Annotated in this window: 19 protein-coding genes; 5 read left to right on the top strand and 14 right to left on the bottom strand. The window is 54.2% G+C overall.

All coding sequences use genetic code 11. From position 1 onward, the window contains the following. Positions 1-85: 85 nt before the first annotated feature. The 5 genes from ACX1DY_RS20570 to ACX1DY_RS20550 form a co-directional block, all read right to left on the bottom strand. A complete protein-coding gene (locus ACX1DY_RS20570; RefSeq protein ID WP_458966060.1) occupies positions 86-3,088 on the bottom strand; it encodes an efflux RND transporter permease subunit in 3,003 nt (1,000 codons plus the stop codon). A 298-nt stretch (positions 3,089-3,386) separates the two neighbouring features. Further along, positions 3,387-3,710 (bottom strand): L-rhamnose mutarotase, encoded by a 324-nt coding sequence (locus tag ACX1DY_RS20565; RefSeq protein WP_458966059.1) that lies wholly within the window; start codon positions 3,708-3,710, stop codon positions 3,387-3,389. A gap of 174 nt (positions 3,711-3,884) precedes the next feature. Then, entirely contained in the window at positions 3,885-5,045 is a 1,161-nt protein-coding gene (locus ACX1DY_RS20560) for an ABC transporter permease (protein WP_458966058.1), read from the bottom strand. Next, complete coding sequence (locus tag ACX1DY_RS20555; protein WP_458966057.1) at positions 5,038-6,207, bottom strand: ABC transporter permease; 1,170 nt, start codon at positions 6,205-6,207, stop codon at positions 5,038-5,040. Before ACX1DY_RS20555 ends, ACX1DY_RS20560 begins: the two co-directional genes overlap by 8 nt. An 18-nt stretch (positions 6,208-6,225) precedes the next feature. Next, positions 6,226-7,161: an ABC transporter ATP-binding protein gene (locus ACX1DY_RS20550; RefSeq protein WP_458966056.1), complete on the bottom strand. Its 936-nt coding sequence runs from the start codon at positions 7,159-7,161 to the stop codon at positions 6,226-6,228. A 165-nt stretch (positions 7,162-7,326) separates the two neighbouring features. Here ACX1DY_RS20550 and ACX1DY_RS20545 point away from each other — a divergent pair, with 165 nt between their 5' ends. Further along, positions 7,327-8,478, top strand: coding sequence for a sensor histidine kinase (locus ACX1DY_RS20545; protein ID WP_458966055.1), 1,152 nt, complete (start codon positions 7,327-7,329; stop codon positions 8,476-8,478). A 192-nt stretch (positions 8,479-8,670) separates the two neighbouring features. Next, positions 8,671-9,333 carry a response regulator gene (locus tag ACX1DY_RS20540; RefSeq protein WP_458966054.1) on the top strand — a complete coding sequence of 221 codons (663 nt, stop codon included), beginning with the start codon at positions 8,671-8,673 and terminating at the stop codon, positions 9,331-9,333. Between the two features lie 293 nt (positions 9,334-9,626). Here the strand turns inward: ACX1DY_RS20540 and ACX1DY_RS20535 are convergent, their stop codons facing one another. From ACX1DY_RS20535 to ftsE, 5 genes are all read right to left on the bottom strand, one after another. Continuing rightward, the gene (locus ACX1DY_RS20535) at positions 9,627-10,958 is read right to left on the bottom strand and encodes a PDZ domain-containing protein (protein WP_458966101.1); all 1,332 of its coding nucleotides are present in this window, start codon (positions 10,956-10,958) and stop codon (positions 9,627-9,629) included. 68 nt (positions 10,959-11,026) lie between these two features. Continuing rightward, positions 11,027-12,502, bottom strand: a complete 1,476-nt coding sequence (locus tag ACX1DY_RS20530) for a S41 family peptidase (protein WP_458966053.1) — start codon at positions 12,500-12,502, stop codon at positions 11,027-11,029. A gap of 164 nt (positions 12,503-12,666) precedes the next feature. Further along, a complete protein-coding gene (locus ACX1DY_RS20525) occupies positions 12,667-14,001 on the bottom strand; it encodes a murein hydrolase activator EnvC family protein (protein ID WP_458966052.1) in 1,335 nt (444 codons plus the stop codon). Positions 14,002-14,057: 56 nt separating this feature from the next. Then, positions 14,058-14,972, bottom strand: a complete 915-nt coding sequence (ftsX, locus tag ACX1DY_RS20520; RefSeq protein ID WP_458966051.1) for a permease-like cell division protein FtsX — start codon at positions 14,970-14,972, stop codon at positions 14,058-14,060. Then, positions 14,962-15,648, bottom strand: coding sequence for a cell division ATP-binding protein FtsE (ftsE, locus tag ACX1DY_RS20515; protein WP_458966100.1), 687 nt, complete (start codon positions 15,646-15,648; stop codon positions 14,962-14,964). Before ftsE ends, ftsX begins: the two co-directional genes overlap by 11 nt. A 515-nt stretch (positions 15,649-16,163) precedes the next feature. Here ftsE and ACX1DY_RS20510 point away from each other — a divergent pair. The 3 genes from ACX1DY_RS20510 to ACX1DY_RS20500 all read left to right on the top strand — a co-directional run bounded on the left by ACX1DY_RS20510 (position 16,164) and on the right by ACX1DY_RS20500 (position 19,105). Continuing rightward, complete coding sequence (locus tag ACX1DY_RS20510; protein ID WP_458966050.1) at positions 16,164-17,588, top strand: VanW family protein; 1,425 nt, start codon at positions 16,164-16,166, stop codon at positions 17,586-17,588. A gap of 95 nt (positions 17,589-17,683) precedes the next feature. Then, positions 17,684-18,091 (top strand): CBS domain-containing protein, encoded by a 408-nt coding sequence (locus ACX1DY_RS20505; RefSeq protein ID WP_458966049.1) that lies wholly within the window; start codon positions 17,684-17,686, stop codon positions 18,089-18,091. A gap of 228 nt (positions 18,092-18,319) precedes the next feature. Further along, on the top strand, positions 18,320-19,105 hold the full coding sequence (locus ACX1DY_RS20500; RefSeq protein WP_458966048.1) for an alpha/beta hydrolase: 786 nt from the start codon (positions 18,320-18,322) through the stop codon (positions 19,103-19,105). A 107-nt stretch (positions 19,106-19,212) separates the two neighbouring features. On the opposite strand, the gene argH is transcribed toward ACX1DY_RS20500, so the two are convergent. The 4 genes from argH to ACX1DY_RS20480 form a co-directional block, all read right to left on the bottom strand. Then, a complete protein-coding gene (argH, locus tag ACX1DY_RS20495; RefSeq protein WP_458966047.1) occupies positions 19,213-20,628 on the bottom strand; it encodes an argininosuccinate lyase in 1,416 nt (471 codons plus the stop codon). A 77-nt stretch (positions 20,629-20,705) separates the two neighbouring features. Further along, positions 20,706-21,941: an argininosuccinate synthase gene (locus tag ACX1DY_RS20490; protein ID WP_458966046.1), complete on the bottom strand. Its 1,236-nt coding sequence runs from the start codon at positions 21,939-21,941 to the stop codon at positions 20,706-20,708. A 350-nt stretch (positions 21,942-22,291) separates the two neighbouring features. After that, complete coding sequence (argF, locus tag ACX1DY_RS20485; protein ID WP_458966045.1) at positions 22,292-23,260, bottom strand: ornithine carbamoyltransferase; 969 nt, start codon at positions 23,258-23,260, stop codon at positions 22,292-22,294. Then, a complete protein-coding gene (locus ACX1DY_RS20480) occupies positions 23,257-24,543 on the bottom strand; it encodes an aspartate aminotransferase family protein (protein WP_458966044.1) in 1,287 nt (428 codons plus the stop codon). Before ACX1DY_RS20480 ends, argF begins: the two co-directional genes overlap by 4 nt. Positions 24,544-24,585 lie beyond the last annotated feature (42 nt).

Here is a 24,585-nt window from a genome sequence, read left to right as displayed (position 1 = left end):
TCGGGCATAGAAAGAGCAGTGCGAATTTTCGCACTGCTCTTATTGTTTGCTCTTTACTTTACCCCTGTCCTGCTTTGCGGCCAGCTTATGCCGCAGCGGCAGCCTGCGCTTGCTTGCGTTCCTTGGCGGATTTGCGGAAGTACAGCAGCTCGTAGATCGCCGGTACAACCACCAGCGTCAGCAGCGTAGCCGCGATCAAACCGCCGATAACCACGATAGCCAGACTTTGTGAGACGATGCTGCCCTGCTCGGAATGGCCGAACAGCAGCGGAAGCATGGCGCATACGGTGGCAATGGCTGTCATTAGAATCGGACGCATCCGTGTTCCGGCTGCTTCGATGATGGCCTCGCGTACAGTCATATGCTCTTCGTTCTGCTTGATGCGGTCGATCAGCACGATGGCATTCGTGACAACAATACCGATCAGCATCAGTGCGCCGAACAAAGCGGTGAAGTCAGGGGTTACACCGGAAATGATCAGTGCGACAACCGCTCCGATTGCCGCAAGCGGCAGGGAGAACATAATCGCCAGCGGCGCGCGCAGCGTCTTGAAGGTCAGGACCATAATCAGGTATACCAGACCAATGGAGACTAGCGCCGTCATGCCAAGGTCGTTGAAGTCCCCGGCCTGATCCGCCGAAGCCCCGCCTGCGAATAACGTCACCCCTTCGGGAAGCGTAATGCTGTCCGTCTGTTTTTTGATATCTGCTCCGATTTCCGATACTTTCTTCGGATCAACCTCAGCGGAAATACGAACATACGGTTTGCCGTCTTTATGATAGAGCATGGCCGGTTGATCTTTGACTTCAAGGGCAGCGAGCTTCGAGAGCGGCTGCGGACCTCCGGCAGTCATAATCGTTATTCCTTGCAGATCCTGCTGCGATTTCGGCTGCAGCACCGGCTCCAGCACCACTGCCGCCGTGGAACCGTCCAGCTCCATCTGGCCCAGAGGGAGCTTATTCAGCATAGCTGACAGTTGCATGCTGATTTCCTGCGCATTAGCTGTTTCAGGGTTCACCTTAAAGGCGAATACCGGCTTGGTATCCTCCATATTGCTGGTGACTTTTTGTACGCCGTCTACTGCCTTCACTTTAGCAGTTACCGCCTGGGCGACCGAATTGATCGAATTCAGGTCCTCTCCGACGATATCGACGTACTCACTTGTCGAGCTTCCACCCATCATGCTCGATTCATTCGCAGTCAGTGTTGCTCCCGCATAGGAATCCTGCAGGCTGCGGATATGGTCCAGGAACGCCTGCGCGTCGGCATCCTCTTTCATCATTACTGTATAATCGACCTGAGTCAGTGAAGTCACATTGCCCCACTGCGCCGAATCCGCACTGTTGCCGGTCATCATGATTACCGTCTTCGCCTGCGGCTGCTTCATCATCTCTCCTTCGAGCTGCTTGCCCTTCTCCAGCACTTCCTTGACCGGAACGTCATTCGGATAGACCAATTGAACAGTCACCATGCTGGCATCCGAAGCGTCCAGCGCTCCTTTGGGCATGGTAATATAGGCGGCAACAGAACCGACCAGCAGCACCAGACCCAAAGTCAGGGTAACCCACTTATGGCGCAGATTCCAGCCCAGAAAGTGGCTGAAACGCTGAGAAGGTTCATGCTCCTTCAGGGAGGAGCTGCGCAGCAGCCATGAGCTTAACAGCGGAACTACAGTCAGGGCTACTACCAGCGAGGTCAGCAGGGAGTAGGTTACTGTCAGCGCAAACGGCAGCAGGAAGGCTTGCAAAGCGCCATCGAGCAGACCCATAGGCAGGAACACAGCAACTGTAGCTATAGTGGAGGTAGTAATTGCTCTTGCCACCTCGCGGGTTGCGCTGATAAGCATGTCGCGGGAGAAAGGCTCCTTCTGCATCCGGCGGTGAATGTTCTCAATAACGACAATGCTGTCATCCACCAGCCGCCCGACTGCAACAGCCACACCGCCCAGCGTTACAATGTTCAGAGTAATGCCGGAAATGTTCAGCAGGTATAAAGTAACCGCCAGCGACAGCGGAATGGATACCGCAGTGATCAGGGTAGCACGCACATTGCGCAGGAAGATCAGAATAACAATTGTCGCAAACAAAGCGCCGAGCAGCACTTCTCGCATCATACTGTTGACCGAAGTGACAACCATATCCGAAGTGCTGAATATGACAGCGACCTCAGCGTTTTTAACTGTATTGGTAAGGCTCTCCGCAGCGGCTTGCACCTTGTCGCCCACATCAACCGCATTGGCATTGGCCTCCTTGGTAATAACGGCGAACAATACGTCCTTGCCGTTCGAGCGGCTGACGCTCTCCTGATCTGTCTCCGCTTGGACAGAAGCTATATCCTTAAGCGTTATACCAGGCATAACCGGCAGCTTCTTCAGGGTATCAAGGCTGTCTATCGAGGAAACGACATTCACATTTCCCGTCTTCCCGCCAATGGTCATCTCACCAATCGAGGCGGATACGTTCCGTCCCTGAAGCAGTCCCATGATCTGCGCCGTAGTTACGCCTTTTGCAGCCATCTCTTGCGGATCAAGCTTCACCTTGACCTGCGGAGCCGATTTACCGTACAGAGCCACGTTCGCTACGCCATCAATTTTTTGCAGTTCGGGAATGATGGTGTCCTCGGCAAGCTTCAGATTATCCTTCGTGATCCCGTCATCGAAAGCTATCGTGAGCTGGGAGATAGGAATCATCGAGGTGTTCAACTGGACGATGAAAGGGTCCATGACACCCTCGGGGAACTTCAGCGTGCGGACAGCCTTTTCGACCTCCTGTGCCGCATCCTTCATATTGGTCTTGCCGTCAAAATATATATCCACCTTGGCATAGCTGTCTCCGGAAGTGGACATTTGCTCCGTTTTTCCTTTTATAACTGAAGTAGCTGCCTCAATTGGCTTCGTCACGTTCGTTTCCATCGAATGCGCATCCTGCCCCGGTCCGAGCACCGTAACCGTAACCTGGGGCTGATCGGCCTCAGGCATGAACTCCATAGGCAATGAGGTATAGCTGAGTATCCCCACCACAAGCGCCATGACAACCAGAAGCCCCAGCGCCCCCTTATTGCCAAACGACCATTTTGTTAACCATGTCATTTCTCTTTTCCCCTTCCACTTCGGTATGTTTGGTTTATGTATGCCTGACCCTTATGTATTGCTGTCTCCGTTAAGTGTAGGGCCTGACGACTATCTTCAAAACCGCCCGTGGAATGGTTCTGCTCTCGGTCTTAAGGCGGGGAGCCTCCCCTGCTCAGGATAGAGAACACCGGCATGCGGGAACACTGCCCTGTTAGCAGACAGCACAAAAAGCCCTGCCTTATTCAAAGGCAGAGCGTTCAGGCGTTACTTATGGATGCTCGAGCTTTATACCAGGCAACTCAGCAGAAGCCGGGGGCTACTCCAGATAAAACACCTCGCGAAGCGGCACCACCGGCGCTGCCTCATTGAAGTCAAAGGAGCCTTCAACCATCTTCGACGTAATCGCATTCCATCTGTTGCAGGCCTCACTCTGGGCAATGTATGCAAAAGCCGCGTCCGGGTCGCTGCATTCAAAGCAATAGAAAAATTGATTGCCGTTCTGAAAAATCGAGTAATTCGTAATTCCGGCTTTGGAATGCTCCTCGAGGATTTCCGGCCAGGGGTTAAGATGCAACTGCACATACTCCTCCAGACATTCCTCTTTGACGCGCCAGGTCCAAGCCAATTTATTGCTGCTCATCTTCTCATCCTCCTGCAAGTTATCAGAAATGTTACCGCTTACATTTTATGTATATAATAGATTCCCGAAGACAATTTTGCAAGCAAAATAATATTAAAATAGATCAGCCCACCTCACCGGCTCGAAGCCGGATAATTCAGGCTGATCCTATACCTGCTGCACTACAGTTGCAATCTACGCGCTGATCCCGGTCTCATTCGGACGGAGAATGGCGGAGCCAATCGCCAGCAGCACTGCCGCCATGAGCAGCAGGATCGCAAAGGGGAGCCACAGCTCATCCCAGCCGCCGCCGGCCGCCGCGATGTCCACCGCCTGGATCGCCCATTTCTGCGGCACGAAGTTGGCCGCTTTTTGCATATAATCGGGCATGATGGAGAGCGGCCAGAAGCAGCCGCCGAGCATACAGGTCGGGGTAAGGATGAGCGCGTTGAGCATGCCTGCATTTCTCGGATTACGGACCAATCCCGCTACCGTGCTGGCAATTCCCATAGACACGAGCATAAATGCGGCGAGCACAAGGAAATAGAGATATGCAGGGACCTCATAGTCATAACGCAGCACCCACTTCCCAAGCGTCAGCACAACGAAAATCTGAATGACCCCTACCATAAAGCTGCCAAGAAAATTACCAAGTGCAATTTCGTAGGAACGGACCGGAGCGCTGAACATCCGCATCATCGTCCGCCCTTTGCGGTCATCCATAATCAGGGATACCGTGCTGGTAACAAGTCCCATGAGGAACATTAACGTCATGCCGGTGATGACTCCAAGCGTTTGCCGGGGATACAAATCATAATCCGTACGCGTGCTTCCCACGTTATGCTGTTCCGCCTGCTTCAGAATCGCGCCAAGCTGATCTCCGGCATTGCCCGTCCCGCCGCCGGCCGCTTTTACCGCTTGGGCGGTTTCTAGCATTTCATCCGCTATCGCGTTCACTTTCATTTTGAGCATAACCGAATTTTCTGAAGTTTTAAGCTCATACATGCTGAGACTCGGCTGCTGCCCGGCCGCAAGCTGTGACGTATACGCTGCCGGAATCCATATTCCCGCCGTCCCATCCTGCAGTGTAACCCCTTCCTTGAGCGATGCCTCATTACTGCGCTGAACAAGCTTGTAATCCCCGGAGTTCTTCAGCTCGGTAATCAGATGCGCCCCGGCTGCGCCTTTGTCCATATTGGCATACAAAATGGTTGGCTGATTATCCTCCATGCCTCCAGTCAAGGAAATAATGGCAGCGACCACAATACTCGGCAGCAAAATATACGTAATAAACCCTTTGCGGGAACCGATCGTCCGTTTGATCATATTCCAGGCAATCGTCAGTATTTTATCCATGGTAACCCACCTTCCGGTATGAGAAAATCGCTGCGCTGAACAGCACTAGACAGATGATGGCTATGATCCACAGATTCGGCAAAAGCTGCGACAGCCCAGAATGCAGCATCATGCGGATCATCGACTGCAGCACCCAATGATTAATTGTAAACGCACCGATGGTATTCACCCAGGAATCGGGCAGCGGAGCCATTCCGCCGCTCAGGAAAGTCATGCATACCGTAATTACACTAATGATACTGCTTGCGCTTGCCGCAGTTTTACTGAACATACAGACAACAATCGACAGCGTCATTGAGGCTATAATCATCAGCAGACAGAACAGCAGCAGGAGGCCAGGGCGATTGCCCCAGTATACACCGAACAGCCAGTCGGTAAGCAGAATGATCGCCAGACATTGAACAATGGACACAATGCCTACGCCCAGCATTTTGCCGATGAATAGCTCTGAGCCCTTGACCGGCATCGAATTGATGCGAAAGAGGGTATGGTTATCCTTTTCACTGAAAAGAGAAGTCGTAACCGTTATTCCGCTATACAGCAGAAACATCAGCAGCATGGATGCCGCGTAGAATTGGGAGGCGCTATAGGTTCTCCCTCCATTACTAAGATCGCCCAGCTTGACCATCTCCCGGTCTCCCGGAGTTGTAGCTGCCACTTCAAGCGCCTGCGGCCCAAGAGTCGCCACCGCAGCCTGTTTATAATTCATCTTGCTGAGAAAATTGTCAAAAACCGTCCCGGCGACCAGATTATCATTGTGGCTCTTCCCGAGTATTAATTCCAGCCGCGCTTGCCCTCCGCTCTGCACCTCGCTGTCGAAGCCGACAGGCACAATTACCGCATAGCCGTATTTTCCGGTGCGCAGCCCTTTTTCCGCTGCCTCGCGGCTGTCCGCTTCTTGCGGAACAATCACATTCTGAACCTCCGGCGACTCCAGAAAGGCCGCAATCATGGCCGATGGCCCTTTTCCTTCGCCCGAAGGATTGACTACCGCCACCCGTACAGGCTCTAACTTGGAGGCAGCCTTGACACCGACCACCCCGGACAGCGAGCTCCCCAAGAGAAAGATCAGCACTATTGGAAGCAGAAACATATTTATCAGCATCGAGCGTGAGCGAAATAATCTGCGCAGCTCGTATATCATAATCGTCCAAGTGTTCATTTCCGCCTTCTCCCTCCTCTAATCCCGCAAGGTCCGTCCGGTCAGGCTGAGGAACAGAGTCTCCAGATCCGGCTCTTCAATTTTCAGAGAAGCAATAACCCCTTCATGCTTGGCAAAAATAAATAAGATATCCTGCAGCTCACTTTGCGAAGAAGGCAGGTACAGCTCTACTGTATCTTCGTTAAGCTCAACCCGGCTGATCCGCGGATGATGATTCAGCTCAGCAATCAAGGCAGGGGTGATCTTGGCGGCCTTCACGACAATCCTTTCTTCATGGGACACCCGTTCCCGCAGCTCATGCTCAGTTCCGCAGGCAATGATATGACCTTTATCCATAATTGCTACCCGGTCACAAATGGCGGCTACTTCCTCCATATAATGGCTCGTATAGATAACTGCTGAGCCCAGCTTGTTCAGCGCCTTGACCGATTCCAGAATATGATTGCGCGACTGGGGATCAATCCCTACGGTCGGTTCATCCATAATGATCAGCTTGGGGCGATGCATGATCGCACAGGCGATGTTCAACCGTCTTTTCATGCCGCCGGAGAAGGTGGATGGTTTGTCCTTGGCCCGGTCACTCAGTCCGGTGAAGGCCAGTGCCTCCTCAACCCGTTCCTTCAGCAGCTTGCCGCGCAGACCGTACAGCTTGCCGAAGAAGCTTACATTTTCCGCCGCTGTCATATTTTCGTATAAGGCCAGATCCTGGGGGACGAGTCCGATTTTCTTTTTTACCTCAAGCGGTTTATCCTTTACCGACAGCCCGTCGATCACGATATCTCCGCCATCGACCTTCAGCAACCCGCAGATCATACTGATCGTAGTGCTCTTCCCCGCTCCATTCGGACCGAGCAGGCCGAAGATTTCACCCTCCTGTATGCTGAAATTCACGTGATCCACCGTTAATTTTTGATCATACCGTTTCACTACATCCGTTAATACCGCAAGCGTCATGCCTCATCTCTCCTGTTCCTCAAGCTTTATGGTGTAATTGTAGCGCATTACGGCAGCCGGCATAGGTACGAAAGGTCATGAACTGGAGGTGACTTAAGTCATCTCCTGAACAGGAGGCTTCTTATGCTAAGATGAATATACCAACCCTATAAAGGATGACCCCACTTGACCAGAGAAATAAAGAACCTGCGCTACGCGCTCATTATCATCCCTGCACTGATTGCAATATATGTCTATAACTATGCCGACTATGAGCTGTTCACTCTGCATTTTCTGCTGCTGCTGCTGATCGTGACGCTGGGCGAGCGGCTGCCCGGGCTCCTGCCGGCACTTGCTGCCGGAATTGAGTTACTCTACACAGCCTGGCTGTGTTACCAATACGGCAATTTGATGATTTTTCCGGCAATTTCCGCACTGCTCTATTATTCCAGACTGGAGCAAAGGTTCGTATCACTCCTGTTCTTCTGCGCTCATGTGGCCGCTTTGAATATTGCCCTTAGCGGCTCCGGGCCGCTTGTATGGGTATACATAAATCTTACCTTCCTGCTGTCCGCCTACCTGAATGAGCTGCTGTATAGATCAAGGCGCGGACGTGACGACACCCTGTTCCTCTATGACGAGCTGCGCAAAAAGCATTTTGAGCTGGAGGAAGCCCGCAGCCGGCTACAGCAATTCGCCTCCCAGGTCGAGAGTACCGCGCAGTCGGAGGAACGGGTAAGAATCGCCCGCCAATTGCATGATGATATCGGTCACCGGCTGATCCGGGTTAAAATGATGACAGAGGCGGCCATCCACACCCTGCCGCATTCACTGGAAACGGGGATGGACATGATGAGCCAGATCCGCGACCAGCTCTCGGCCAGTATGGATGATATGCGCGCCGCAGTCAGACGGATCAGCTATGCTTCACAGCTAGATGGCGCCTATGCGCTGGACCGGCTGCTAGAGGATCTGGGCCGCGATACCGGCATCGAAACCTCCTACAATGTGCAAGGCCAGCCATATCCGCTGTATCCCAGTATTCAGGTTGTCCTCTACAAAAACGCCCGGGAGGCTATTACCAATGCCCTTCGTCATGGCAAAGCAACTGCGGTGTGGATTACACTGTCGTATAGCGAGCATGAGGTTGTTATGGAGGTCAGCAACAACGGTTTGCGTCCCGAAGCCGACCCTCTGTCCAGAGTGCAGGGTACGGGCGGCATGGGCCTTAAGGGAATGGACGAGCGGACGAGTCTGATCGGGGGAACGCTTGCGCTGCGGCTTGAGCCGGAGTTCACGATGATTACCCGGCTGCCTATCTACAGACAGGGAGAATAGACTGTATAAGCGCTGTCTGCGGATTTCCACCGCGAACAGCGGTAACAATCAAGAAATCTGCAGACGGGCAGCAGAAGGAAGTCCAAACATTCCCCGCAGTTACGACCGGACCCCAGTCTGAAAATCTATAGGTCAATTTATACAGCTTGTGAAGCGCATCAATAAATTAGTGCTAAAGGAGACAGACCCCTTATGATCAAAGTAGTGATCGTTGACGACGATCCTTTTATCCGCGAAAGTCTGAAGGTATTGGTCGCCCTCGACCCGGAGATCGAGGTTGCCGGCGCGGCAGGGGATGGCAATGAAGCCTTGGCCCTGCTGAAGCAGCTCCCGCACGCCGATGTCGTGCTGATGGATATCCGCATGCCGATCTGCGGCGGGGTGGAGGGAACACGTAACATCAAAGCAGCCTTCCCCCGGATTTCTGTGCTGATGCTGACCACCTTCGATGACGACGAATACATTATTGAAGCGCTGCGGAACGGCGCCAGCGGGTACCTGCTGAAGAATATTCCGCCGGACCGGATTATCCAGGGCATCAAAACCGTACATGAAGGCAATATGCTGATCCATCCCGACATCGCCCGCAAGCTGGCAGGGCTGCTGCAGCCGGCTGCGCGTCCGAAGGACACCCCGGCACAGACGCTGGAAGCGTATGGACTGACCAAAGCCGAGCAGGCCGTGGTATCCTCCATCGCAGAAGGCTATACCAATAAAGAAATCGCAGCCGCGCTGTTCTTAAGCGAAGGAACGGTCAAAAACTACATCACCGATATCCTCAGCAAGCTCGGACTGCGCGACCGGACGCAAATTGCTATCTTTTATCTGAAGAGCCAGCGGGGCGGCGGGGATTGAGACGAAAAAAGGCCTGTGCACCCTGAACTTCAGGGGAACACAGGCCTTTGGTTTGTTGCGATCAGGAGCTTATCCTTCTTGAGAACAAGTGGAATTGCTCCCACTAATTCAAGCCGCATGGCTCCTGTAAAAACAATAGTTGGAAAAAGGAAACCTAATCGGACCTAAGAAGCCGCTATAGGATGGAATTGCTTAAAATAAGTGTACATAATCCCACTAAAAGCTGCTGCGGCACGGATTTCAGCGGAAATAGTTGTACAAATTCCACTAAGCCCCCCAGAGCAGCTGATAGCCTACAAGTCTTGGACGCCTGCCGATTCCTGTTTGGATTCTGCGGGCTTGGGTTCTGCGGGCTTGGCCGCCCGTCCCAGGCCGCCAGCGGAATGGCTGCGGCGGACAGTCCCTGTCTTCATGCCGATAATGCTGAAGATGCTGGACGGCTTCGCCTCTGCCGTCACCGTTCCGTCCGGCTCCGGCACCAGAATGATGCCGAGCTGATGGTGATCGCCATCGTAGATCGCGCGCTGGAGATATTTGCTCTCGCCTTCGCGGTTCTGCACCTCCAGCTTGCAGAACGCGGGATTCATGCGCAGCGCCTCATGAAGCTGCGCGGCGTCGGTCAACAGAACCCCGTTGACCTTCAGCAGAATCTCGCCCGGCAGGATGCCCAGCTCCTGCGCGGGGCTGTCCGGCAGCACGGCCAGTACTTTGCGGCCGGCAGCGGGATGCACGAAGATGGGGCTTAAACTGCGCTCCTCCAGAGCGCTGTACCAGCCCAGAGCTTCGTGCAGCAGAATAGCGGCGAGCGCCGCGAGCACGGTCAGCGGGCTCCACCAGGCGGCAAGCAGGCTTAAGCCCAGCAGGACGATGCTGTACAGCAGCAGCCGTCCTGCTGTGCGGGCACTCTTGCGCCCGGGCAGCAGGCCCTGGGTCATCTCGCTGAAGCCGATGATGACCGGCAGGGAGACCAGGCCAAGCCCGCCGCCCAGCAGCGGGTGCCAGGGCAGATCGCCGATTCCCGCTCCCGAGGGAATCAGCAGGAACAGCGGCAGCGGCCAGAAGGCTTGCAGCTGATAGCCGCCAACAACCTTGCCGCGCTTGCCCTTGAGGAAGAGCGGCGATGCCAGCCCTGCGCCCTGCCAGCGCGCCAGCAGCGCTTCGGCGAGATGCAGCAGCGCTGCCAGCACCAGCAGCGCAGGGATATCCATCTCCCTGAGCGCGCCGGCAACCGTTCCCACGGTTCCCGTCTGCAGCGTACCCGGAAAGAAGGACAGTACAAACTGCACAATTCCCAAGAAGCCTATGGAATAGGCAAAACACAAATAGCGCACACGAAAGAGCATAAGCACCAGACTGACCACCCAAATGCAGGCCACAGCCGTCCCTGACAAGGAAATTCCCAGCAAAACAGCGGCAAGGGAAACGACCAGCCCCATCACCAGGCCGCTCCATACCGTACGCCAGGTTTCCCGGCCCCAGCTATGCAGCTTCACATGGATCAGCTTCCGCTCCAGCGCTACCTGTCTGCGGTAATAGAAGGCAATAAAGAGAATAGCAATATAGTAATAAGGCTGAATCAGCAGATGTATGGCCGCTGTGCCCAAGCTTGCAAGCAGTTCTGGCATCCCATTCAAACCATTCGTCACACTCCAATTCTTAGCTTTTAAAAAAAAGAAGGCTGAAATCAGCCTCCTTACTTTTTCGACGACGCCGCCTTGATTTCCTTCTGCACCTCGGCAATTCCCTTATTGAGCTGATTGTCGTTAGCCGGGTCCTTAATGGCCTTGACCAGCGCCAGCTCCAGCGCCTCGGCTGTCTTGGCGTTGATAATGCCGGTTGCCTGCAGCTTGGACGTGCTTTGGAATTTCTTGACCGCATCCTTCGTCGCGGTATCGAAATATCCATCCTTGCGTCCCGGCTTGTAGCCAAGACCGGCCAGCATGATCTGCGCGTTCTTGACATCCGCGCTGTTCATGTTGTACTGCAGGGTTACGCTTTTGTTAATCGGTGCTACCGAGAAGTAATCCGGCTGGGCTACGGCGATGTCCGGCTTGATGCCCTTGCCGTGAATCCAGGAGCCGTTAGGCGTCAGCCATTTGGCAATAGTAATCTTCAGCAGGCTACCGTCTCCGAGCTGCTTATCGAAGCTGGTCTGCACCGTGCCTTTACCGAAGGAATTGTCGCCGATCAGCTTGGCTCCTGCGGATTGCTGCAGGGCTCCGGCCAGAATCTCCGAGGCGCTTGCGCTGCCTTTGTTCATCAGCACAACGACCGGATAATCTTTGCCTTTGCTAGAGCCTTTGGAGGTGCTTACCTCACGCTTCTTATTCTTATCCTCAACTTGAACAATGGCTTTGCCAGTTGGAACAAATTCCTGTGCCATCTCAATAACAACCGGCAGCACGCCGCCCGGGTCGTTGCGGACATCAATGACAAGTCCCTTCATCCCCTGCTTCTCCAGCTTGCCAAGCTCTTCCTTGAACCGTTCAGCGGTATTCATGGAGAACTGGGTTACTTCGATTATACCCACGCCATCCTTCCCAAGCTTGGCGTAGACCGTCTCCATCTTCACATCATCGCGGGTGAGTACGAACTCCAGCGGCTCCGCAGCACCGGTACGCTGGATCTTCAGCGTAGCCTTGCTTCCCTTAGGACCGCGAATTTTGGCTACTGCAGCATTCAGTTCCATCCCTTCAAGTGTTTCTCCGTTCACGGACAGAATGATATCCTTAGCCTGCAGCCCGGCTTTCTCAGCCGGCGAGCCCTTGATCGGGGAGACGATAACCACCTTGCCGTTATCCGAAGACACCTCTGCCCCAATTCCCGAGAATGAGCCTTCAATACTCTCCTCGAACTTCTGCGCTGTTTCTTTACCCATATAATTTGAATAAGGGTCGCCCAGTGCCTCCATCATCCCGTTGACAGCACCGTCGATCAGCTTCTCCCGGTCTACCTTTTCGTAGTAATTGCCCTCAATCAGACTCAGTGCGGTTCCGAGCTTCTGCGATTCCTTCTCCTGCAGGCCGGTGACCGGCACGGGTGCTGCTGCCACGCCTTCACCCGCAGCTTGTCCGAATACATTCACATAGCCGGTCACACCCAGAGTCAGCAGGCTGCCGCACAGCAAGGCGGCGATCATCATAAACGCCGCTGTGCTTTTCTTCAACATGATGTTCCCACCGTCCCTTCTTGTCTACCTCATCAAGTCCAGTATTCCGTTCTGCAAAGAACGGCATCTCTTCCAGTATATGCCGCAAGCTGCAATAATATTAATTATATAACTTGAACTTTAATTTTTCATATTTGGGCCTAGTCGTTATTCTTTATTCAAAATTACAAATAAGGCATCGGATCAACCGGTTTGCCGTCAATCCGCACTTCGAAGTGCAGATGCGGGCCGGTTACACGGCCGGTGGCCCCGGATTCGGCGATGACCTGGCCGCGTTCCACGCGATCACCCACCTTAACCTTAATGCCGCCTTCGCGAATATGTCCGTAGAGCGTCCATACACCGCCGCCGTGGTCGATGATTACGCAATAGCCGTAGCCGCTCCACCACTCTGCCACAATTACCGTGCCGGAGTCGGCAGCATGAATATCTGTCCCCTGCGGAACGGCAAAGTCCGTACCCGTATGCATCTTGCCTACCTCACCGGTCACAGGATGCGTACGCAGTCCATAAGGCGAAGAAATCCGTGCCGAACCAACTGGAAGCAGGAACGGCCCGTTTCCACCGGCATATTCCTCCGCAGCAGCAGGGCTGCTATCTGAGCTCGAGCCGGAACCCGAGCCGGTGCTGCTGCTGGCTACTTTGGCTCTGGCTGCTGCAGCGGCTGCCGCGGCTGCAGCTCTGCGGGCCGCTTCCGCTTTGGCTGCCGCCGCTTTGCGTGCGGCTTCCTCGGCTTTGATCTTATCCTTCTGCTCTTCAAGCGCCGAGCGCTCACTGGCCAATTGCACCAGCTTGGCATTCTGCTCCTCCGTCACGCCGTCCGACTCTTGAATTTCCTTATCATAGTAGGCGATAAGCTCCTGCTTCTCCGCCTCCTTCTCCTTCAGCTCACTGCGCTGGGATTCCAGATCCGTGTATAGCTGCTTGGCTTGGGCGTACTGCCCTTCCAGCTCTTGCTTCTTGGCAATAACCGTCTGCTTGTCCAGCTTATGCTGCACCAGCAGGTCCTGATCCTGATCCACGATCATCTTCAGCGAGTCCGCCCGATCCAGGAAATCAGAGAAGCTTTTCGAGGAGAGCAGCACATCCAGGTAGGAAACTGCACCGTCGGTGTACATCAGGCGAACCCTGGATTCAAGCAGCTTCTCCCGGGCGGCCACACGCGCTTCCGCCTCTTCCAGCTCATTCGCTGTAACCTTCAGCGATTCCTCCGTGCTGGAGATTTTTCCGGAAATCGTTGTCATCTGACCCTTCACCTGACCAATTTGATCCAGTACGTACTGGAGATTCAGGTTTGTTTTGTTCTTGTAATGCTGGGCCTCTTGATTGCGTGAAGCAGCCTTGTCCTGCGCTGCCTTGGCAGCCTGCACCTCTTGCTGCAGCTGCTTCAGCTGCTTGTCGATTTCAGCGACCGAAGTCTTTTTGGCATATCCGTCAGAGGGCTGGAATAGTGTCACAGCCAGCAATACAGCGGACAATCCGGCGGTAATCTTCTTCAACTCGCACTCCCCGTCCTTTATCCTGTTATGATCGTCATCCTCCCGCGGATGATGGACTATACTTTCAAAAACTTCCGGATCGACACGCTGCTTCCCCATATACCAATCAGCACACCAAGGCTAACCAGCAGCCCGCAGAACAGAAGCCAGATATTTCCAAAGGGAATGAGCTGCAGCCCCAGCATCGGGTCTCCCTGTACAGAAGATGTCAGGCTGCTATAGCCAGCGTAGAGTAAGCCCGAGGTGATCAGCGAGCCGATCAGGCCAATGAGCGCCCCTTCAATAAAGAATGGCCAGCGGATAAAGTAATTCGTCGCCCCGACCAGCTTCATAATTCCAATCTCCTTGCGGCGGGCGAGAATCGTAACCCGTATCGTATTGGAGATCAGGAACATGGACATAACCGCCAGCCCTGCTACAAAAATAAACCCGATGTTGCGTATAGCCTTCGTCACCTTGAAGAGCGTCTCTACCGAGCCTTTGCCGTAATTCACTTTGTAGATGGGCTGCTCTTCATGAGTTTTGTTCAGGGCTTCGATCTTCTCCGCCACAAAAGGGACAGTTCTCGGCTGGATCACTTCCACAAGCAGCTTGTCCGGCAGTGGATTGTTATCATTATCAAAGCCTTCCAGCAGCTCAGCGGCATCCGGTCCCATATCCTCGCGGAATTCCTTCAGCCCCTGCTCTTTGGAGATGAACTCTACCTTGCTGACTTCCGGCATACTGCCGATTTCATTTTGCAGCGTTTCGCGCATCTTCTGATCGGTGTTCAGGGCCAAATGCACGTTGATCTGCACCTGGCTGTCCGCCTTGTCGGCGACCGCATTGACATTGAGCACAAGCAATATAAAAACACCAAGCACGAAAAGGGAGACGACAATGGACGTGATGGAAGCCACCGACATCCAGCCGTTGCGGAATACGTTTTTGAAGCCTTCCCGCACATGCCGCAAGAAGGTTTTAAAACTCATAACCATATTCCCCTCTCAGTTGGTCTCTGACAATGTTTCCGTTCTCAATCGCGAGTACCCGCTTGCGCATTTTGTTGACGATATCCTTGTTATGGGTAGCCATTACAATCGTGGTCCCGCGAAAATTGATTTCATCCAGCAGCTGCATGATTCCCCAGGAGGTTTCCGGGTCCAGGTTGCCTGTAGGCTCGTCCGCAATAATGACGGAAGGGTTGTTGACAATCGCCCGCGCTATCGCAATCCGCTGCTGCTCCCCGCCAGATAGCTGCGATGGCTCACGGTTCGCTTTGCTGCGCAGGCCGACCAGTTCGAGGACTTCAGGCACACGCTTCTTGATGACCTTCTTCGGCGCCTCAATAACATCCATCGCAAAAGCGACATTCTCATAGGCAGTCAACTTCGGCAGCAGGCGGAAATCCTGGAATACTACACCGATATTGCGGCGGACATAAGGAATTTTGCGCGGCTTCAGCTTGCCTATGTTAAACCCGCCTACAGATATTTGCCCTTTGGTCGGCGACTCTTCTCTATAGATTAATTTCATGAACGTTGATTTACCGGCGCCGGACGGTCCGACGACATACACGAACTCATTGCGGTCGATTTTGACGGATACGCCTTGAAGCGCATGGGTTCCATTAGGATAGGTCTTCCACACATCCTGCATTTCGATCACTTCATCACTTCCCGATTCTGACATATTCCGCTGTGCCTGCTTTCTGGCAGCAAACCACAGTAGTTTCCATTAACTGCATTAATACCGCAGGCGTATCTATTGTAACAAATCCGTAACTGCTTGAGTACCCGAAAGTTTTTCGGACAACACACATATACATAAAAAAGCACCCATAAATACCTGTTAGTTTTTCATATTTGGGCCTAGCCGTAACTCGGGGAATGTTTGGACTTCCGGCCGCTGCCCGCCTGCAGATTTCTTGATTGTTTCCGCTATTTGCGGTGGAAATCCGCAGACAGTCTAATCATACGGCCAGCTTTCCTACGGAAAGCTCTTAGGCGGACGCTGACGCTCCGTAAGTATCCAAACTTCCCCTCCGTTACTTCTGCCCTTTTTATGTTTTTTTAGTTCAACATATATATCTATTATATCGGCTGCAAATAGCTTTCCTTAAGCTTGCCCGCCCCGGCCCGCGCTCGATCAGCGCAAATCCGCCCTGCAGAAGGAGATTATTCATGAGAAAAATTCATGCCGCCCTCATCATGGTGATCGGTCTTATATTGGCCGGCTCACTGGTAGCCGGAGGATTGCATTTATATGGAAATCAGCACACCCTGCCCAAAAAAACTGCCATTGCAGGCTGGGACATTGGCGGAATGGACTTTGCCGAGGTCCGCACAGGATTGAAGTCACGGCTTAAGGCGCTGGAATCGGTTCCCTTGGTGCTGAAGGCGGAAGGAAACACAGAGCTGACCTTCACGCTGAAGCAGGCCGGGATGACCTATGATGCAGCGGATTTCCTCCGTACGCTAGACACACTCACTGAGGGTGGATTGCTTGACCGGGTGCGCGCCCGCCTGAGCTTTCCCCGCAGCTTCGAGCTTGGGATTAGCCTGGATATCACACAATTGCAGAAAAGCCTGAGTCCGGCCTGGGAAAAAGAAACCTTCGGCGTTCCCGTAGATGCCGTCCGGCGGATCACCGCAGATGACCGCGTGGTGTACACGCCCGAAACAACCTCCTTCGAGGTGGACTGGCGTGCGCTGGAGCTTACCCTGCGGGCCGCTGCGCCATCCACATTGCGCGGTGCGGACAACCTTAAGGGCAAGCAAATCCTCTTTGAGGTGCCTCTTAGCGTTCAACAGCCGGATGTCACCTTGAAGGCGCTGAAGGATCAAGGCATTGAGCGGAAAATCTCAGAGTTCAGCACCTCGCTCGGCGCAAGCGGCCCCGGCCGCACCTTCAACATCGAGTCCGCCGCCCAAGCCGTTGACGGCACCATTCTGCCTCCCGGCGCCGTCTTCGATTACGGTAAAGCCATCCAGAAGGCACAGGCAGACACAGGCTTCCGGGAAGCGCCGGTGATCGTCAACGGCAAACTCCAGCCCGGCACAGGCGGCGGGATCTGCCAGGTGTCGAGCACCCTCTACAACGCTGCGCTGCACTCAGGCCTCGAAATCGTGGAGCGGCGCAATCACTCCCTGCCGGTCAACTATCTCCCGAAAGGCCAGGATGCCACCTTTTCCGAAGGCAACATCAATTTCCGCTTCCGCAACAACACCGGTAAATACCTGATTATCAAAGCGGCGGTACAGGGCCGCTACTTAACCGTGAAGCTGTTCGGCACATTCCCGAAGAACGTAACCTTTCTAATCCAGTCCCGGACGGTAGAGGTGCTGCAGCCTGCCGACAAATACGTGAGTGACCCCTCGCTCCCGCGCGGCGGCACACGCGTACTGCAGAACGGCAAAACAGGCTATGTAGTCGAGACCTACATCACCCGCCTGGTTGACGGTAAAGCTACTGAGAAGAAGCTGCTCTCCCGCGATACCTACTACGCCCAAAAACGGGTCATCGCCATCAACCGGGGTGGCATGGGCAAGACCTCACTGCCAGAGCCCCCTAGAAACCCGCTGGTGGAGGATGGCGTGCGAGGGTAATCTTTTCTTTACATTGCCATTACCTTCGTCCCCATTGCAGTTTATGATTGAGCGTTACTGTAAAAGTAAAACAACCACAGAAAGGATGAACTGCAATGAGCATCATCGCTGCCAATGAATTATCCGCCATTCTCCGCATGGCTCCGTCAGTTCCCGCCTCCTCCACCTGCCGCGAAAGCCTGCGAGTGATGTTCCAGCATCCGGAAGCCAAATGCATCGTTGTCTGCAATACACACAATGAGCCGGTTGGGCTGCTGATGTGTGAACGCTTTTTCCTCAAGGTTACCGGACGTACAGGCATGGACCTCTTCTACCGGGAATCCGTAACCAAGCTAATGAACCGCAAACCGCTAATCGCCGATATTTCCGCCCCGCCAGCCCTCGTTTTAACCGAAGCCATGAACCGCCCCGATACCCTGAAGCAGGACTGCATCATCATTACGTCGAACGGCACATTCGCCGGCGTAGTCTATACCTCGGATTTGATTGGCGGGCAGCAGTAGAACTGCTCCCCGTTTGCTGGCTTTGTGTATATATTCGGCTATCCGCCGCCTCATTCCTCTGAATTCATTCCTCTTTTGTACCGAACCCTCTAAATCGAGCGCTTTGGCGCGGTCCAACCTGCTGCTTCTCCCCGGTTCTTATACATAATAATTCTAGAGACTTCTACAATTCATATCCATTTTGTACTATGCTATCATTACGGCTGAAATAGAAAGGGGATATGGAAAATGGCTTTGATAGAATGTAAATTTTATTCGGAAGTGCTGGGTCTGAGCACCTCGATGACAGTTATTTTACCCCAGCAGACGACAACGCAAATTGGCATGAGCAATGTGGCACGCGGGAAGCTCCACCCGACACTGTATTTGCTGCACGGCCTGTCTGATGATGATTCGATCTGGCTGCGCCGGACCTCCATTGAACGTTATGTGGCTCAGATGGGGATTGCCGTGGTGATGCCGCAGGTGCACCGGAGCTTCTACACGGATATGGCAGAAGGAGGCCGGTACTGGACCTTCATCAGCGAAGAGCTGCCGGCGCTCGCCCGTTCCTTCTTCCCGCTGTCACCGGAGCGCGAGGATACCTTTGTGGCCGGTCTGTCGATGGGCGGCTACGGAGCGATTAAGCTGGGACTGCGCAAGCCCGACACATTTGCTGCTGCGGCGAGTCTTTCCGGGGCGCTCGACATGGCACATCATTTCATGAACATGGAAGATCCCACCAAGAAAGCCCCAGAGTATGAACGGATTTTTGGCAAAAAGGATATCGAAAACACTCCAGATGATCTGCTGTGGCTGCTGCAAGAGGCGGATCGCTTGAGTGGCCCCAAACCGCTTCTCTATCAATGCTGTGGCACGGAGGATTTCCTGTATGCGGACAACCAGACGTTCCGCAAGGCCTGCGCCAAAACTTCGCTGTTTCTAACCTATGAGGAAGGTCCGGGAGAACACGAATGGGGCTATTGGGACACCAAAATCCAGGATGTGCTGGCTTGGCTGCCGCTGGGTAAGTGAGGGTAAGACCTATTTTGCTATAAAAAAAGACTGTCCTCCACCGCAACCAAATGCGGCGGAAAGACAGTCTTTGTTGATTTCACTGGCCAGTTTGTCCTGTCGGCCTCTTAATCTGTTGTAGTCACGTGCTGTGCTACCCACTCACTGGTCACTTGCAGTGCGGCTTCAGCACGTACAATCGCTGCTTTCACCTGCACGGTAGCTGTGCCGCCGTATACGTTGCGGGCGTTCACCACAGCCTCCGGCTGCAGGACGGCATAGATCTGCTCATCGAACAGCGGGGAGAACTCCTTGAACTCCTCCAGTGTCAGATCGAGCAGGAATTTACCTTCATTGATGCAGTACAATACCGTTTTGCCGATCACCTCATGCGCCTGGCGGAACGGCAGACCTTTGCCTACCAGGAAGTCGGCAATGTCGGTTGCGTTAGAGAAGTCCGTATTGACGGCTTCGCGCATCCGGCCTTTGTTCACCTTCATCGTGGAGATCATCGGTGCGAATAGCTGCAGCGCTCCGGTTAAAGTGGCTACAGTGTCAAACATGCCTTCCTTGTCTTCCTGCATATCCTTGTTGTAGGCCAGCGGCAACGACTTCAGCACAGTCAGCAGGCCGATCAGGTTGCCGTAGACACGGCCTGTCTTGCCGCGCACCAGCTCCGGCACATCCGGGTTCTTCTTCTGCGGCATAATGCTGCTGCCTGTACAGAAGGCATCGTCCAGCTCCACGAAGCTGAACTCGGTGCTGCTCCACAGCACCAGCTCTTCGCTGAGCCGGGACAGATGGGTCATGACCAGCGCAGCGTTCGCCAGGAATTCAACGATGAAATCACGATCGCTGACGGCGTCCAGACTGTTCTCATACACGCTGCCAAACCCAAGCTGCTCCGCTACAAAATGGCGGTCAATCGGGAAGGTGGTTCCCGCAAGCGCCCCCGCACCCAGCGGCAGCACGTTGATCCGCTTGTAGCTGTCTGTGAGGCGCTCCGCATCGCGGCGGAACATGGACACATAGGCCAGCAGATGGTGGGCGAACAGAATCGGCTGAGCACGCTGCAGATGCGTATAGCCCGGAACAATCGTCTCCACATTGTCTTTCGCTTGTCCAATCAGCGCTTCCTGCAGCTCATGCAGCAGAGCCACCAGCTCAACCACGCGGTTCCGCAGATAGAGGTGCATATCCGTAGCCACCTGGTCGTTACGGCTGCGTCCGGTGTGCAGCTTGCCGCCAACAGGACCAATTTCCTCGATCAGGTTCTTTTCGATATTCATGTGAATATCTTCGTCCGCCACGGAAAATACAATTTCACCCGAACGCACCTTGTCCAGCACCTTGTTCAGTCCGTTCTTGATTGTCTCTACATCCTCTTGTGGCAGGATGCCGCATTTGCCCAGCATAGTGACATGGGCCAGACTGCCCTGCACATCCTCTTCGGCTAAGGCTTTATCGAATCCGATAGAGGCTGTATACTCCTCTACCAGCTTGTTCGTTCCTTTGGTAAAACGTCCGCCCCAAAGCTTGCTCACCTGTTATATCCTCCTCTGCCCGACATTAGAAGGGCCGCTCCTGTCCTGACGGGAGGAACGGCCTTCACTAGGGCTGGTTATTTGTTGGATTCTGCTACACCCGCCGAAACCTTCAGACGCAGAGCGTTCAGACGGATAAAGCCTGTTGCATCTCCTTGGTCATAAGCTTGTGTAGGGTCTGCTTCCATTGTTGCAATATCCGGGTTGTACAAGCTGACCGGAGACTTCACGCCAGCTCCGATGATGTTGCCCTTATACAGCTTGACGCGTACGGTTCCTGTAACGTTCTTCTGGCTTTCCTTCACCAGTGCCTGCAGTGCAAGGCGTTCAGGCGCGAACCAGAAGCCGTTGTAGACCAATGTGCTGTAACGGGTGATCAGGCTATCGCGCAGGTTCATTACTTCACGGTCCATCGTGATGGACTCCATTTTGCGGTGGGCTGTGAACAAAATCGTTCCTCCCGGAGTTTCATATACACCGCGGCTCTTCATGCCGACAAAACGGTTCTCCACCATATCGACGCGTCCAATGCCATGCTTGCCGCCGAGTTCATTCAGCTTCTCCATGACCTGCAGCGGAGATAACGACTCTCCGTTAAGCGCCACACAGTCGCCCTTGAGGAATTCCAGCTCCAGGTATTCCGGCTGATCCGGGGCATCCTCCGGCGCATTGCTGAGGAGGAACATACCTTTGTTCTCCGGTGCGCTTGGATCGAACCAAGGATCTTCCAGTACGCCGCTCTCATAGCTGATGTGCAGCAGGTTGCGGTCCATGGAATACGGCTTGGCTGCCGAGGCCTGGACCGGAATGCCGTTCGCTTCGGCGTAGGCGATCATTTCCGCACGGCCAGGAAACTGGCTGCGGAACTCTTCCAGCCGCCAAGGTGCAATCACCTTGATGCTTGGCGACAAGGCCGCCGCGTTCAGCTCGAAGCGCACCTGGTCGTTGCCCTTGCCGGTTGCACCGTGGGCGATGGCTGTAGCCCCTTCGGCGATGGCGATATCCACCATACGCTTCGCAATCAGCGGGCGGGCAATGCTTGTGCCGAGCAGGTATTGCCCCTCATACAAAGCGCCCGATTGGAACATCGGGTAGATGAAGTCACTTGCGAACTCGTCGCGCAGGTCATCAATGTAGACCTTCGACGCGCCGGTTGCGAGCGCTTTTTCCTCCAGGCCGTCCAATTCTTCCTTCTGGCCGATATCGGCTGTAAAAGCAATAATCTCCGCGTCATAGGTTTCTTTCAGCCATTTCAAAATGACCGACGTATCCAGCCCGCCGGAATAGGCGAGCACGATTTTTTCTTTTGGCATGGGGGTGTGAACTTCCTTTCGTGTGGGGGGTATAGGATGAAATTCTAAAGATTGCTTATAGGAATCCGGTGCCCGGGCGCAACTGCGTGAAATGTTTGGACTTCCGGCCGCTGTTGTCTCCAGATGTTTTTGAATTATACCGCTAAGCGGATAACATCTGGAGACAAAGGCGGACGCTGACGCTCCTACAGTTCCAAACTTTCACTCCGTTGCTCCGCACCAGATTCTAACGCTCAATACTAAGTTCATCCTATATAGTATTGTATATAGATTAAGACCAAGCAAAATCATTGCATTGCAAGCTCGATCCTGACTTCCTCTAAATTCTTAACTTCAAACGTGAATGCAGCTTAGCCCATCAAAGCGGCCATCAGCGCCTTCTGCGCATGCAGACGGTTCTCGGCCTGGTCGAAAATGACCGAGTTCGGGCCGTCGATCACGCCGGTGCTGACCTCTTCCTCACGGTGGGCCGGCAGGCAGTGCAGGAACAGGTAGTCGCTCTTCGCGCCTTTAACCAGTTCTTCGTTGACCTGATAGTCCTTAAATGCAGCCTCACGCGCTAACTGCTCGGCCTCGAAGCCCATGCTCGCCCAGACATCCGTGTAGATCACATCGGCATCCTGTACGGCTTCCTGCGGGCTGCGGGTGATCACGATAACCGCTCCGGTCTCCTTGGCGATCTCACGCGCCTCCGCCACAACAGCAGCATCCGGCTCATAGCCCTCAGGTCCGGCGACTGAGACATTCACACCCAGTTTAGCTCCGCCGATCAGCAGGGAATGCGCCATGTTGTTGCCGTCGCCGATATAGGCCAGCTTCAGGCCTTTCAGCTTACCCTTGTGCTCGTATACTGTCTGGTAATCGGCCAGCACCTGGCACGGATGCGCCAGATCGCTCAGCCCGTTGATTACGGGAACCGAAGCGTAACGGGCCAGGTCCTCTACTTTATCATGGCCGAAGGTACGGATCATAATACCGTCCAGATAACGCGACATTACCTGCGCTGTATCGCCAACCGTTTCACCGCGTCCGAGCTGGATGTCATTTTTGCTCAGGAAAAGCGCATGGCCCCCAAGCTGATACATGCCCACTTCGAACGATACGCGCGTGCGGGTCGAGGATTTCTCAAAAATCAGTCCAATGGTCTTGCCCTTCAGCGGCTGGTAGACCTCACCGCTCTTCTGCTTGCGCTTCAGTTCAATAGCCAAATCAATCAAATAGGTGATTTCCTCCGGACTGTAGTCGTTCAGCTCCAGCAAATCACGGCCTTTAAGCTGCTGTGCGAGTTTTTGCGTATCCTGCTGTATTCCCTGGCTCATGAACCTGCCTCCCACTTTCCATTGTTAGCATAAGTATGAATGAGTTCCGAAAGGATGTCCACCGCCTGGTGGATCTCCTCTTTAGTTACATAAAAGTTAGGCAGCAGCCGAATCACATTCGGTCCGGCCTGTACAAATAGCAGTCCGCGCTGCTGTCCGGCCAACACAATGTCCGCTACCGGAGCCGCGCATTCGATACCGATAAGCAGGCCTTTGCCGCGAATTTCCTTCACAAAAGACGTATCCGCCAGCTTGTCGCCCAGCAGCCCCTTGAGGTACTCGCCCATATCGGCGGCACGCTGCGCCAGATTATCTTCCAGCATCGTTTCAATCGTTGCTTCCATTACTGCTGCTGCCAGCGGCGTTCCGCCAAAAGTGCTTGCATGCGCGCCCGGGCTGAACGCTTCCCGCAGATAGCCTTTGCCCAGCATCACACCGGCAGGGAACCCGCTGGCCACGCCTTTGGCCAAAGTAAAGATATCCGGCTCGATGCCGTAGTGCTGGTGCGCGAATAGCTTGCCTGTGCGCCCCATGCCGGTCTGCACCTCGTCCACGATCAGAAGAAGCCCATGCTCCTTGCACAGCGCTACAACCGCATCGAGGAACTCCTGCTGCACCTCCAGCACGCCGCCCTCAGCCAGAACCATTTCCAGCATAATCGCTGCGGTATTCTCGGAAATCGCGGCCTTCAGCGCCGGAAGATCATGCAGCGGCACGGTTTTGAAGCCTGCCGGGAGCGGCAGGAAGCCTTCTTTTACCTTTTGCTGCCCGGTAGCTGTCAGTGTCGCGATTGTCCGTCCATGAAAGGACTGCTCGAACGTGATCACTTCATAACGTCCCGTCCCCTTCACCTTCTGGTGGTAACGGCGCGCTAGCTTGATGGCCGCTTCATTCGCTTCAGCCCCGCTGTTGCAGAAAAACACCTGATCCGCACAACTGTTAGCTGTAAGCAGCGCCGCCACCCGGTCCTGCCCCGGAATGTGGAACAGGTTCGAGACATGCCACAGGGTATCAATCTGTTCCTTCAGCTTCGCGCCAACCTTCTCGGGAGCGTGTCCCAGACTCGTTACGGCGAGTCCGCACATGAAATCAAGATACTTGTTGCCCTGATCATCCCATACCCAGCTGCCCTTGCCCTTAACGAGACTTATATCGTATCTCGCGTAGGACGGGAATACCGCACTCAGCTTGGCAGGAGCAGCCTCCTGAACCTTCGTCTCTACTGAACGATCCTGCGGCGCCCCTGTCAAAGAATCTTTTTCCGCTTGCGTAAGCTCACTCATTCTTAGTCACTCTCCCACCATGCTGCTTCCGGTATTCCCGTC

It is taken from the genome of Paenibacillus sp. BAC0078 (assembly GCF_054483875.1).
This window is presented reverse-complemented; position numbering and strand designations above follow the sequence as displayed.

Coding starts and splice junctions, on each gene's coding strand:
- ACX1DY_RS20570 (WP_458966060.1), bottom strand. CDS start 3,088: ATGACATGGTTAACAAAATGGTCGTTTGGCAATAAGGGGGCGCTGGGG.
- ACX1DY_RS20565 (WP_458966059.1), bottom strand. CDS start 3,710: ATGAGCAGCAATAAATTGGCTTGGACCTGGCGCGTCAAAGAGGAATGT.
- ACX1DY_RS20560 (WP_458966058.1), bottom strand. CDS start 5,045: ATGGATAAAATACTGACGATTGCCTGGAATATGATCAAACGGACGATC.
- ACX1DY_RS20555 (WP_458966057.1), bottom strand. CDS start 6,207: ATGAACACTTGGACGATTATGATATACGAGCTGCGCAGATTATTTCGC.
- ACX1DY_RS20550 (WP_458966056.1), bottom strand. CDS start 7,161: ATGACGCTTGCGGTATTAACGGATGTAGTGAAACGGTATGATCAAAAA.
- ACX1DY_RS20540 (WP_458966054.1), top strand. CDS start 8,671: ATGATCAAAGTAGTGATCGTTGACGACGATCCTTTTATCCGCGAAAGT.
- ACX1DY_RS20535 (WP_458966101.1), bottom strand. CDS start 10,958: ATGCCAGAACTGCTTGCAAGCTTGGGCACAGCGGCCATACATCTGCTG.
- ACX1DY_RS20530 (WP_458966053.1), bottom strand. CDS start 12,502: ATGTTGAAGAAAAGCACAGCGGCGTTTATGATGATCGCCGCCTTGCTG.
- ftsX (WP_458966051.1), bottom strand. CDS start 14,972: ATGAGTTTTAAAACCTTCTTGCGGCATGTGCGGGAAGGCTTCAAAAAC.
- ACX1DY_RS20510 (WP_458966050.1), top strand. CDS start 16,164: ATGAGAAAAATTCATGCCGCCCTCATCATGGTGATCGGTCTTATATTG.
- ACX1DY_RS20505 (WP_458966049.1), top strand. CDS start 17,684: ATGAGCATCATCGCTGCCAATGAATTATCCGCCATTCTCCGCATGGCT.
- ACX1DY_RS20500 (WP_458966048.1), top strand. CDS start 18,320: ATGGCTTTGATAGAATGTAAATTTTATTCGGAAGTGCTGGGTCTGAGC.
- ACX1DY_RS20490 (WP_458966046.1), bottom strand. CDS start 21,941: ATGCCAAAAGAAAAAATCGTGCTCGCCTATTCCGGCGGGCTGGATACG.
- argF (WP_458966045.1), bottom strand. CDS start 23,260: ATGAGCCAGGGAATACAGCAGGATACGCAAAAACTCGCACAGCAGCTT.
- ACX1DY_RS20480 (WP_458966044.1), bottom strand. CDS start 24,543: ATGAGTGAGCTTACGCAAGCGGAAAAAGATTCTTTGACAGGGGCGCCG.